This window comes from Aeromonas sp. 603757 (assembly GCF_049171255.1).
Classification (GTDB): Bacteria; Pseudomonadota; Gammaproteobacteria; order Enterobacterales; family Aeromonadaceae; genus Aeromonas; species Aeromonas veronii_A.
Genome location: NZ_JAAKOE010000010.1, coordinates 147,874 through 158,463, shown reverse-complemented (window position 1 = coordinate 158,463; position 10,590 = coordinate 147,874). Strand labels below are relative to the sequence as shown.

The window sequence follows — 10,590 nt, the reverse complement described above, 5'->3', positions numbered from 1 at the left end:
TTAGAATACCGGCCTGTCACGCCGGGGGTCGCGGGTTCGAGTCCCGTCCGCTCCGCCACTAATTTGAAGGCCTTCCCTGATGGGAAGGCCTTTTTGCTATGGGTGGTTTTGTCCAGTGGCCACAGATTTGTACGCAAGAATCAACACAAAGCCCGGTTTCATAACCGGGCTTTGGTGTTTTTAGCGCCTTAAACCACCAATATCTGGCTTTTCTCTGCCAAGTAAGAGTGCCAGATAGCCGGTTATTCCCGCCATTTTCGGGCTATATCCGGGCCTTATCAGCCATTTGAACGAGTCTACAAGGGGTCAAATCAGGCTTCTGCCGCTTGCTGACTAAAGGGCAGTCCCATATTTACCACCTCCGCTTCCATCTGCACATCGATCTTGAAGCCAAGCCGTTTGGCTAGGTTGGGAATACCGAGATTGCCGGATTCATCAGGTACAGTTCAAGCAAAGAGACCTTCCCGACGGGAAGGCCTCTTTGCTTTATCTATCAACTGATTACCATCACTCGGTTGATTTATCAGGGCTTCTCTTTGTTGCCAATGCTCAGGCCGAGCTTGATGGAGAGGGCCGCCAGTAACAGCAGCATCATGATCAGGGAAAAGAAGTTGCTGCCAAGCTCCGGGTATTGCACCTTGAGCAGAGCGGAGTGACCGAAGACACCGATAAAGAAGCAGAGCAGGGTACAGATGGGGGTGTTGCCCACCATGGGTTCATGGCGATAGTGCTGGAACAGCTGATAGGCCGCCAGCCAGAGGGCAATCAGCGGGAAGAAGGAGAAAGGCACGACCGAGTTGGTCAGCACGGCCAGAGAGGCATCGCCACAGATACCAATCAGCATGGCCATGGCAAGCGGTTTTTTCGGGATCATAAGCTGTTCAGGCATGTCGTTCTCCATCCTGTGGTCATGGGTGAGGTTCACGGCGCTTCTGGTTTTGTACCTCGGCGCCCATGGCGATCATCCGCAGTTGGCGAATTGTTCGGTCGGAGAGTGCACGGCACTCTTCGCTGGTCATGTCGAGTGCATCGGCACCGGCACTGAAGACGATGGTGACCATGGCTTCTGCCTGGATGTAGGCATCTTCCCGTGGTGCTTCTGTGGTGGCTTCCAGATAATCGGTCAGCTCTGCGATAAAGTGCTGGATTTCGCGAGCTACCGCCTGGCGAAAGGCGGCCGAGGTGCCGGAGCGTTCCCGCAGCAGCAGCCGAAAGATGTTGGGGTTGTTCTCGACAAACTCCATAAAGGTCTGCACCGAGGTGCTGATGACACTGCCACCACCGGCAATGCGCTGGCGTGCCTGGCGCATCAGTTGGCGCAGGGTGAGACCTCCTTCGTCAACCAAGGTCAGGCCCAGTTCCTCCATATCGCGAAAGTGGCGATAGAAAGAGGTGGGCGCGATACCCGCTTCGCGAGCGACTTCCCGCAGGCTGAGATTGGAGAAACTTCGGTTGGCGCACAGTTGGCTGAATGCAGCATCAATCAATGTACGCCGTGTTTTTTCTTTTTGTTGAGCGCGAATACCCACGAAATCAGTCACCTTCAGCTTAACGAGGCCAAATGATAACCCGAAGGCGCCTTCGGATCAGGTTTGTATCCTACTTTTTTACCATTGACCATGGCGAAGTTGCCATGGAAAATGGCTAACAGCTGTTCGCTGAAAGGATGCAAGAAGATGGCTAAACCCCCGATTATTATCACCAATACCCTGTTGTTCTCCCTCTCCGGACTGGTCGCTCTGGTTGCCGTGCCTTGGTATGGCATGAGCCACGGTTACGATATCTGGCAGTGGGTCACTTTCCTGCTGCTGTTCTGTTTGAGTGGTTTATCCATCACTGCGGGTTATCACCGCCTCTGGTCACACAAGACTTATAAGGCGCATCCTGCGTTGCAGTGGCTGTTTGCGATTGGTGGTGCGCTGGCGCTGCAGAATTCGGCCCTGCACTGGTCGGCCGATCACCGCCGTCACCATCGTCATGTGGATGACAACGATAAAGATCCCTACAGCGCGGGGCGCGGTTTCTGGTATTCGCACATCGGCTGGATGTTGCGAGAGCATCAGGGAGATCGCTATGGTGATTACAGCAATGTGCGAGACCTGCAAAACAACCCGGTGGTCGCGTTTCAGCATCGTCACTATCTGACGCTGGCACTGGCGGCTAATCTGGGGCTGCCGCTGCTGCTTGGCCTGTGGCACGGGGACTTGCTCGGCATGTTGCTGTTGGCGGGCGTGCTGAGGATGGTGATGACTCACCACACCACCTTCTTCATCAACTCTCTGGCCCACATCTGGGGCAGTCAGCCCTATACCGATCGCAATACTGCTCGCGATAACGGCATCCTGGCTTTTTTCACCTTTGGCGAGGGGTACCACAACTTTCACCATCTGTTCGAGCATGATTACCGCAATGGCATTCACTGGTGGCAGTTCGATCCGACCAAGTGGTTGATCCGGTTCGCCTCCTGGTGTGGCTTGGCGGCAGACCTTCGTTCCGTGCCGGAAGAGCGGATTGAACAGGCGAGGCTGGAGATGCAGTTGAAACTGGCCCAGGCGCAACTCTGCAAGCAGGATGACCGCGAGTTGTGGCAGGCACTGTTGCAGGAGGAGTATTCGAAGCTGAGCCAGCAGCTGCAGCATTACTACGCTAGTCGAAAGCGTCTGCTGGAGCAGCGCAAGCGCAAAGCGCTGGCGCGCTATGACCGTCTCAAGCTGCAATTGGAGTACCGTGCCCTGCGGGACAGCTTCATCACTGGTAAGCGCAACTGGAGCCGCCTGCTGGCAGGCATTGCATGATGCCTTGCCGGGGTATCACACAGACTAAAAGAGAAGACCGCCTGCTGGCGGTCTTCTCTTTGGTATGCATGTTTGAACGGGCTAGTTGGTTTGGCTCTGCTGTTGCTGCAACTGATCCAGTGCCTGCTGCTCCTGCTGGCTGAGACCCAGCTGTTCACAGGCCTGCTCAAAGCTGATCCCCAGATAGCGCATCATGATATCCAATAACGGGAGGGCTTAGTTGGCTTGGCTCTGCTGTTGCTGCAACTGATCCAGTGCCTGCTGCTCCTGCTGGCTGAGACCCAGTTGTTCGCAGGCCTGCTCAAAGCTGATCCCCGGATGGCACATCATGATATCCAATAACGGGAGGGCTTAGTTGGCTTGGCTCTGCTGTTGCTGCAACTGATCCAGTGCCTGTTGCTCCTGCTGGCTGAGACCCAGCTGTTCGCAGGCCTGCTCAAAGCTGATCCCCAGATGGCACATCATGATATCGATGGCGGGCAGATAGTTTTTCATAGCTTCTTCCATGGTGATCCTCCAGACCCGTCACTTATGCCCTGAACCACTCGGGGCGGCAATTAGACTTTAGGCTTAGTCTGCCCATTTGCTAAGCACCCCTGCCACTGGGGGAGGGAATTTGTTACCCTGTACCATGATAAAAACGGTTGCCGTATGACTGCGAGCAACAGGTGAGGAGCAGGGCATGTTATTGAGTTTCTTGGTCATCGCTTCAGGTTGGTGGCACATCCGTGCTGCCTACGGTTCAGACAGCCGCCAGTTCTATATCAGCAAGCCGCTGACCATGCTGTTTATCATCGCGTTGGCGTTCGGCTACCAGAGTTATGACCACGACGGTTCCCACGCCTGGATCCTGCTCGGCCTCTGCCTCTCGCTGGCGGGCGATGTGCTGCTGATGCTGCCAAGCGATCGCTTCATTCAGGGGTTGGCGGCATTTCTTGTCGCGCATCTCTGCTATATCGTCGGTTTTGCCCAAGGGCCGTTGTTGCTCAATCTGGTGGATGGTTTGCTGCTGTTGCTGATCGCTGGCATGGTTTTTGGCCTGCTGTGGGGCAAGCTGGGGGAGATGCGGATCCCGGTCTTCTGCTACATGCTGGTGATCATCGGCATGGCCTGGGTGGCCGCCGGTGCCTGGCACGCCTCTCTCACTGCCGGTTCTGCCGCCGCTCTGGTGGGGGCGCTGATGTTCCTCTTCTCCGACAGCATGCTGGCGCTCGATCGCTTCCGCCGCCCCTTTCCCCACGCCCGCGCCTGGGTGATGAGCAGCTACTTCGCGGCGCAATTCCTGATTGCAGGGTCGCTGGCGGGATAACGTCTTCTGGTTGAGTGCAGGTAACAGATAACGAAAAACGGGCATTGGCCCGTTTTTCGTTTTATGCCCGGCGTTTTTCACGCCTCTAGCGGTTCGGCATCCGCAGCCCGTGGGGCGGGGGATTTGAGCAACAGCATCAGTGCGCTGGCGATCAGCAGGAAGATCCCCATGATGTAGAACACCTGGTTGTAGGCCATGATGGCCGCCTCCCGGTTGATGGTATTGGCCAGCATGGCCCGTGCTTGCTGCTGGGCAATCTCGGGGCCTGAACCCTGCGCCATCATGCTCTGGGCCAGTTGCAGCAGATAGTTTTGCCCCTCGATACTGCTGGCGGCCAGAGTGCCGCCAATTTGCAGCACATGGGTGCGGGTATCGTTATCGAGCATGGTCGCGATGATGGCGATACCGAACGCACCACCCAGGTTGCGCAGCACGTTGAGCAGGGTCGAGGAGGAGGGGATCTCGTCGTGGCTCAGGCTGGCGGTGGCGACCAGGGAGAGCGGCACCATGATGAAGGGCTGCCCCAGCGCCCGCACGATAAGCGACTGGATCAGCTGCGGCCCGGCGTAGTCGGCACTCATGTTGACGTTCATAAAGCAGCTGACGGCGAAGATCAGGAAGCCGAAACTCACCAGATAGCGCGGGTCTATCTTGTGGGTCAGTTTGGGCACCAGCGGCAGCACCAGCAGTTGCGGTAGTCCCATCCACATCAGGACTTCGCCGATTTCCAGAGCGTTGTAGTTGTGGATCTGGGTCATGTAGAGCGGCAGCACATAGATAGATCCCATCAGCGCCATGCCGAGGATCAGATAGGCGAAGCAGGCCAGCGCGAAGCGCGGGTTGTGCAGCAGCCGCAGATTGACCAGCGGGTGACGGCGGATCAGCTGGCTGATGACGAAGAACACCAGCGCCACTGCCGAGATGACCGCCAGTCGCACGATGAAGCTTGAGCCGAACCAGTCTTCCCTGTTGCCCTCTTCCAGTACCACCTCCAGCAGGCCGAGGCCAAGTGCCATGGTGACAATCCCGATGAGGTCTACCCGCTTGATCACGGCCCAGTCCACCGGTTTTTTATCCAGCCCGTGGGCCAGCATGGCCATCACCAGCAGTCCCGGCGGCACGTTGAGATAGAAGATGTAGTGCCACGACATCTGCTCGGTGAGCCAGCCGCCGAGGGTCGGACCGATGGCGGGGGCGAAGGTGGCACAGAGGCCAAACAGCGCCATGCCGGTGGCCCGCTTTTGTAGCGGCAACAGGGTGACGATGAGGGAGAAGGCCATCGGGATCAGCGCCCCGCCGGTGAAGCCCTGCAGCGCCCGGAAGACGATCATGCTGGTGAGGTTCCAGCTGAACGAGCAGAGCACGGAGGCGGCGATAAACGCACTGGTGGTCCAGAGTAGGTAGCGGCGCACGCTCAGCCCCCGGCTCAGCCAGCCGCTCAGGGGGATGGCGATCATCTCCGCCACCAGATAGGAGGTGGAGATCCAGGAGCTTTCGCTCAGGGTGGCCGACAGGGCCCCCTGAATATCCTTCAGGGAGGCATTGGTGATCTGGATATCGAGGATGGCCATGAAGGCGCCGATAAGCCCCCCCATGACCGCGATCCAGTTGCGACGTGGAATGGGTTCCATCAGTTGGCAGCCACCACGGGCTCAGGAGTGCGGGTATCCACGATCACTTCGGTGGAGAGACCCGGCAGCAGCTTGCCTGCCAGCGGGCCTGGCTCGGGGATGCGGATCTTCACCGGTACCCGCTGCACGATTTTGGTGAAGTTGCCGGTAGCATTCTCCGGTGGCAGCAGGGCGAACTTGGCACCGGTGGCCGGGGCCAGGCTGTCGATGATCCCCTCGACCGGTTGATCCGGGTAGGCATCGAGCACCACTTCGACCTTCTGGCCCGGCTGCATATGGGCGAGCTGGGTCTCCTTGAAGTTGGCCTCGACCCACACCTGCTGTAGCGGCACCAGGCTGGCGACCTGCATACCGGACTGGACGTAGAGGCCTTCCCGCAGGCTGCGCTTGCCGATGATGCCATCGGCCGGTGCCCGCAGTTCGGTGTAGCCGAGCTCCAGCTTGGCCTGCTCCAGTTGCGCTTCGCTCAACGCCAGCTTGGCCAGATTCTGTTTACGTTCGGCATCCAGTACCAGCAGTCGTTCACGGGCCGCTTGCAGGGCTGCTTGGGCCTCCCGGGCTTGCGCCTGATTGACCTGCAGGCCGGCACGCACCTCGTCCAGACTGTCTTGCGAGCTGTAGTGGCGCTGGTTGAGCTGACTGATCCGGTTGACCTGCTGGCTGGCACGCAGCTGTTCGGCATTGGCGGAGGCGACCTTGGCCTCGGCCTGCTGGATCAGGCTCAGTTGTTGGGTGCGGGTGGCGGCCAGATTTTCGGCCGTCGCCTGATTGAGGCGCAGGTCGGCTTCGGCCTCCGCGACCCTGGTCTTGTATTCGCGATCATCGAGACGGGCGATCAGTTGGCCCGCTTTGACCGGCTGGTTGTCGGTGACCAGCACTTCGCGGATATAGCCGGGCAGCTTGGAGCTGATCCCGGTCACTTCACTTTGCAGATAGGCGTTGTCGGTGCTTTCAAAATAGCGGCCGTGAAGATACCAGTAACCGGCGAACAGCAGACCGAGCAGCGCCAATATCATGGCTGCCAGCAGGGGAATTTTTTTGTGTTGACTCATTTTTGTGATTCCTGAACTTAAGGGGCGCAGGCTAACACTGGTCAACTGTTTCGATTAGTATTGGTTCACGAGATATACAGTTTCACTGGTGCAACAATGGATCTCAATGCCGCGTTAATTCTGGTGCGTATCGTCGACAAGGGCTCGTTTACGGGGGCTGCCCGCGAGCTGGGGATGACCAAGGCGATGGTCAGCCGCCGCATCGCCGAGCTGGAACAGCGGCTCGGAGTGCGTCTGCTTTATCGCTCCACCCGTCAGCTCACGTTGACCGAGGAGGGGGAGAAGTACTACCTGCACTGCAGCAAGGCGGTCGATGCCCTGACCGAAGCCGAGCTGATGCTGAGCGCCAGCCAGCAGGAGGTAACCGGCACCCTCAAACTGGCGGTGCCTATCGAGACGGGGCAACTGGTGGTCGGGCGCCTGGTCGCCAAGTTTTTGCAGGCCTATCCCGCCTTGCAGGTGGAGCTGGAGCTGACCAACCGGGTGGTGGACCCCATCAGCGAAGGGCTGGATGCGGTGGTGCGGATTGGCGACATGAGCGACTCCAATCTGGCGGCGCGCCGACTCTGGAGCACTGGAAGGCTGCTCTGTGCCAGCCCGGACTATCTGGCCCGTAGTCCGGTCATCGAGCGGCCAGAGGATCTGGCCAACCACGAGCGGGTGACGGTGAGCAGCGGATTTCTCGCCTCTCACTGGTGCTTCGAGCTGGATGGCAGAGAGGTGTTGGTTGACCCCCCATCCCGTTTCCGGGTCAATAATATTACCTGTGCCCGGGAGGCGGCGAAGGCGGGGCTGGGGTTGGCCTCGTTACCCGCTATGCTCTGTCAGGATGAGCTGGCCAGCGGCGAATTGGTGATCCTGCTGCCAGAGTGGCAGCAGCCCAGGGTGCCGATTTATTTGCTGTTTCCGGAGCGGCAACTGATGCCGCGCAAGTTGCGGGCCTTCATCGATTTCATGATTGAGAACGGCGCCGAGTTTGGCATCGACAAGCTGTTGTAAGGGGGAGCTATGGATAACTGGATCAATCTCTATCGCGCCTCACACACCCTGGAGGCGCACGCGTTGAAAGGGGCGCTGGAGGCGGAAGGGGTGCTGGTGCGCCTCAATGGCGAGGGGCTGTCTGGCGCCCTTGGCGAGCTGCCGGTCGACATGTTGCAGGTGACCCTGATGGTGCGGGCCGAGGATCGCAGCAAGGCAGGACGGGTCATCGAGCGTTACCAGCAGCGTCAGGGAAACGGCTGGCTGTGCGGCCAGTGCGGGGAGGAGAACGGCGCCAACTTCGACGTCTGCTGGCGCTGTCACCACGATCCCCACGACAGCTGATCTTTCTTCCGCTAGCGCGGCGGGAACTCGATATCTTCCCCTGCGCTGGCATCGTGATAGGTCGCCAGATCCAGCTCGTTTTCGCTGCGGGCGATCAGCACCGATACCAGAATATCCCCCGATACATTGACCGTGGTGCGCGCCATGTCGAGGATCCGGTCAATGCCTGCAATCAGTGCCACCCCTTCCAGCGGCAAGCCCACCGCCGTCAGGGTCAGGGTCAGCAGCATCAACCCGGTGCCAGGGGTACCTGCCGTACCGATACTGGCCAGGGTGGCGATGCTGATGATGGTCAGATAATCGACCATGTGCAGATCCACTCCGAATGCCTGAGCCACGAACAGCGCAGTCACTCCCTGATAGAGGGCGGTGCCATCCATGTTGATGGTGGCGCCGATGGGCAGCACCTTGGCGGTGATGGCGGGGGAGACTCCCAGCCGCTTCTCGGCGCATGCCAGACTGATGGGCAGGGTGGAGTTGCTGGAACTGCTGGTAAACGCAACCGCCTGTGCATCAACGATGCTCTTGAAGTAGTGCAGCGGATTGAGCCGTGCCAGCAGGAGCAGCAGGCCGCTGTAGACCCCGAGCACGTGCAGCAGGCAGCCGAGGTAGACGGCGCCGATCACCTTGAGCAGTGGCAGCAGCAGATCGAGGCCGTACTTGCCGGTCATCCAGGCCATCAGGGCGCAGACACCATAAGGGGCGAGCGCCATCACCATCTGGGTCAGCTTGAACATCCCCTCGGCCAGCGAGGTGAAGAAGAGGATGGCGGGGCGGCCACGGCGACCGCTGGCATTGAGGGCGACCGCCAGCGCCACCGCAAAGACGATCACTTGCAGGATCTTGCCATCCACCATCGCCTGTACCGGGTTACTCGGCACCAGATGGCTCAGCACGCTGGCCAGGGTGGGTGGTTCCGACATGCCGACCCGCTCATAGGGGCCCATGTCGGCGCCCATGCCGGGCTCCAGCAGCCAGCCCATCATCAGGCCTATGCAGATGGCGATGGCGGTCGAGCAGAAGTAAAGGCAGATCGCCTTGCTGCCGATGCGATCGAGGGCCTTGCCCTTGAGCAGCGAGGTGAGGCCGGCGATGACCGAGCAGAAAATGAGGGGCACCATCAGCATCTGGATGGTGTTGACAAACAGGACGCCAAGGGGCTTGAGCAGCAGGGCTTGCTCTTCAAAGCCGACGCCCAGACCCACCCCTGTCAGCATGCCGATCAGGGTCTTGAGCCAGAGTGGTCGGCGGGTCCAGATCTGCCAGGGCTTGAGAGCCTCTCCATGGAACAGCATGACGCCAATATCCTTATACATTGTCTGCGATGGCCAAAAAGGGGCGCCAGTGTAGCGATCCCTGACGCGGGTTGCCACATTATCGACAAAGCGGTGGCGGTGACCACTCCCCTGACCAGGTAATGCGCAATTTATTGGCCTATATCAAGATCCCTCCGGGCGGGGAGATGTTTAATTGGCATTAAATATGTTCATTATTGAGGTGAGAGATGTCGCAATCGGTTCATGGTCACGAAGTGATGGAGATGATGTTGGCACAAGGGGGGCAATTTACCCGTGCCAGCCTGAAACAGGCGATGGCCGAGCGGTTCGGTGCCGAGGCCCGTTTTCATACCTGCCGCGCCAGCGAGATGGATGCGGAAGCGCTGATCGACTTTCTGGCTGCCCGCGGCAAATTCATCGACTCGGTCGAGGGTTTCCAGACCCGCGCCGACAAGATCTGCAACCACGGTTAATCCCGCTGCGAGCGCATCATGGCGCTCGCTCAATTCTTCGCCCTTTGCTATATTTCGCCCCTTCTCTTTTCCCTATTCAGGGCGTAGCCCGGGCGTTGTATGGATACTTTCTCTGCCGCAGTCATGCTGTTTCTGATCATGGACCCGCTGGGCAACCTGCCGGTCTTCCTCTCTATCCTGCGTCATATCGATCCCAAGCGACGTCGCAAGGTGATGGTGCGCGAGCTGCTCTTCTCGCTGGCCATCATGATGCTGTTCCTGTTCGTCGGTCAGCAGATCCTCGGCTTCCTCAACCTGCGGCAGGAGGCGGTCAGCATTGCTGGGGGCATTATCCTGTTCCTGATCGCCATCAAGATGATCTTCCCGAGTGAAGGGGGCGTGACCGGGCTGGCGGCGGGCGAGGAGCCCTTCCTGGTGCCGATGGCGATCCCGATGATCGCCGGTCCCTCGATCCTCGCCTCCTTGATGCTGCTGGCCAATCAGGAGCCCAGCCGGATGGTGGACTGGTCGCTGGCGCTCTTTATGGCCTGGGCTGCCAGCGCGGTGATCCTGATGTTCTACGAGGTATTCAACAAGCTGCTGGGTGAGCGGGGACTCACTGCGGTGGAGCGGTTGATGGGTATGCTGTTGGTGATGATCTCGGTCCAGATGCTGCTGGACGGGGTACATCACTATCTGGCAGTGACCGGCCAAGGCTGAGCGGTTTACATCTTGAAGTGAATGAAACGGG

At 59.1% G+C, this 10,590-nt stretch carries 12 protein-coding genes; 6 read left to right on the top strand and 6 right to left on the bottom strand.

Annotated elements, in window-relative coordinates:
• Positions 1–523: 523 nt before the first annotated feature.
• Together G5332_RS11855 and fabR are read right to left on the bottom strand one after the other, a co-directional pair.
• Positions 524–889, bottom strand: coding sequence for a YijD family membrane protein (locus G5332_RS11855; RefSeq protein ID WP_139442142.1), 366 nt, complete (start codon positions 887–889; stop codon positions 524–526).
• Between the two features lie 19 nt (positions 890–908).
• Entirely contained in the window at positions 909–1,529 is a 621-nt protein-coding gene (gene fabR / locus G5332_RS11850) for an HTH-type transcriptional repressor FabR (protein ID WP_005339921.1), read from the bottom strand.
• Positions 1,530–1,676: 147 nt separating this feature from the next.
• Between fabR and G5332_RS11845 the strand changes: the two genes are divergently transcribed.
• Positions 1,677–2,795 carry a fatty acid desaturase gene (locus G5332_RS11845; protein ID WP_421172525.1) on the top strand — a complete coding sequence of 373 codons (1,119 nt, stop codon included), beginning with the start codon at positions 1,677–1,679 and terminating at the stop codon, positions 2,793–2,795.
• A gap of 351 nt (positions 2,796–3,146) precedes the next feature.
• Here the strand turns inward: G5332_RS11845 and G5332_RS11840 are convergent, their stop codons facing one another.
• On the bottom strand, positions 3,147–3,290 hold the full coding sequence (locus G5332_RS11840) for a hypothetical protein (RefSeq protein ID WP_162182404.1): 144 nt from the start codon (positions 3,288–3,290) through the stop codon (positions 3,147–3,149).
• A 187-nt stretch (positions 3,291–3,477) separates the two neighbouring features.
• Between G5332_RS11840 and G5332_RS11835 the strand changes: the two genes are divergently transcribed.
• Entirely contained in the window at positions 3,478–4,104 is a 627-nt protein-coding gene (locus G5332_RS11835) for a lysoplasmalogenase (RefSeq protein ID WP_421172524.1), read from the top strand.
• A 77-nt stretch (positions 4,105–4,181) separates the two neighbouring features.
• On the opposite strand, the gene G5332_RS11830 is transcribed toward G5332_RS11835, so the two are convergent.
• Positions 4,182–5,735 (bottom strand): DHA2 family efflux MFS transporter permease subunit, encoded by a 1,554-nt coding sequence (locus G5332_RS11830; RefSeq protein WP_421172523.1) that lies wholly within the window; start codon positions 5,733–5,735, stop codon positions 4,182–4,184.
• Positions 5,735–6,787 (bottom strand): HlyD family secretion protein, encoded by a 1,053-nt coding sequence (locus G5332_RS11825; RefSeq protein WP_021231553.1) that lies wholly within the window; start codon positions 6,785–6,787, stop codon positions 5,735–5,737. Before G5332_RS11825 ends, G5332_RS11830 begins: the two co-directional genes overlap by 1 nt.
• Positions 6,788–6,883: 96 nt before the next feature.
• Here G5332_RS11825 and G5332_RS11820 point away from each other — a divergent pair, with 96 nt between their 5' ends.
• Both G5332_RS11820 and G5332_RS11815 read left to right on the top strand, forming a co-directional pair.
• A complete protein-coding gene (locus tag G5332_RS11820; RefSeq protein WP_019444678.1) occupies positions 6,884–7,786 on the top strand; it encodes a LysR family transcriptional regulator in 903 nt (300 codons plus the stop codon).
• Positions 7,787–7,795: 9 nt separating this feature from the next.
• A complete protein-coding gene (locus G5332_RS11815) occupies positions 7,796–8,110 on the top strand; it encodes a DUF2007 domain-containing protein (RefSeq protein ID WP_005339933.1) in 315 nt (104 codons plus the stop codon).
• Positions 8,111–8,121: 11 nt separating this feature from the next.
• Here G5332_RS11815 and G5332_RS11810 read toward each other — a convergent pair whose 3' ends face one another.
• The gene (locus G5332_RS11810) at positions 8,122–9,405 is read right to left on the bottom strand and encodes a dicarboxylate/amino acid:cation symporter (protein ID WP_421172522.1); all 1,284 of its coding nucleotides are present in this window, start codon (positions 9,403–9,405) and stop codon (positions 8,122–8,124) included.
• Positions 9,406–9,614: 209 nt separating this feature from the next.
• Here G5332_RS11810 and G5332_RS11805 point away from each other — a divergent pair, with 209 nt between their 5' ends.
• Positions 9,615–9,860, top strand: coding sequence for a YecH family metal-binding protein (locus G5332_RS11805; RefSeq protein WP_421172521.1), 246 nt, complete (start codon positions 9,615–9,617; stop codon positions 9,858–9,860).
• A 99-nt stretch (positions 9,861–9,959) separates the two neighbouring features.
• Positions 9,960–10,559: a YhgN family NAAT transporter gene (locus G5332_RS11800; RefSeq protein WP_040069536.1), complete on the top strand. Its 600-nt coding sequence runs from the start codon at positions 9,960–9,962 to the stop codon at positions 10,557–10,559.
• The last annotated feature ends 31 nt before the right edge of the window (positions 10,560–10,590 follow it).

Excerpts from the sequence above, each read along its gene's own strand:
- G5332_RS11855 (WP_139442142.1), bottom strand. The coding sequence starts at position 889 with ATGCCTGAACAGCTTATGATCCCGAAAAAACCGCTTGCCATGGCCATG.
- G5332_RS11845 (WP_421172525.1), top strand. The coding sequence starts at position 1,677 with ATGGCTAAACCCCCGATTATTATCACCAATACCCTGTTGTTCTCCCTC.
- G5332_RS11840 (WP_162182404.1), bottom strand. The coding sequence starts at position 3,290 with ATGAAAAACTATCTGCCCGCCATCGATATCATGATGTGCCATCTGGGG.
- G5332_RS11835 (WP_421172524.1), top strand. The coding sequence starts at position 3,478 with ATGTTATTGAGTTTCTTGGTCATCGCTTCAGGTTGGTGGCACATCCGT.
- G5332_RS11830 (WP_421172523.1), bottom strand. The coding sequence starts at position 5,735 with ATGGAACCCATTCCACGTCGCAACTGGATCGCGGTCATGGGGGGGCTT.
- G5332_RS11825 (WP_021231553.1), bottom strand. The coding sequence starts at position 6,787 with ATGAGTCAACACAAAAAAATTCCCCTGCTGGCAGCCATGATATTGGCG.
- G5332_RS11820 (WP_019444678.1), top strand. The coding sequence starts at position 6,884 with ATGGATCTCAATGCCGCGTTAATTCTGGTGCGTATCGTCGACAAGGGC.
- G5332_RS11815 (WP_005339933.1), top strand. The coding sequence starts at position 7,796 with ATGGATAACTGGATCAATCTCTATCGCGCCTCACACACCCTGGAGGCG.
- G5332_RS11810 (WP_421172522.1), bottom strand. The coding sequence starts at position 9,405 with ATGCTGTTCCATGGAGAGGCTCTCAAGCCCTGGCAGATCTGGACCCGC.
- G5332_RS11805 (WP_421172521.1), top strand. The coding sequence starts at position 9,615 with ATGTCGCAATCGGTTCATGGTCACGAAGTGATGGAGATGATGTTGGCA.
- G5332_RS11800 (WP_040069536.1), top strand. The coding sequence starts at position 9,960 with ATGGATACTTTCTCTGCCGCAGTCATGCTGTTTCTGATCATGGACCCG.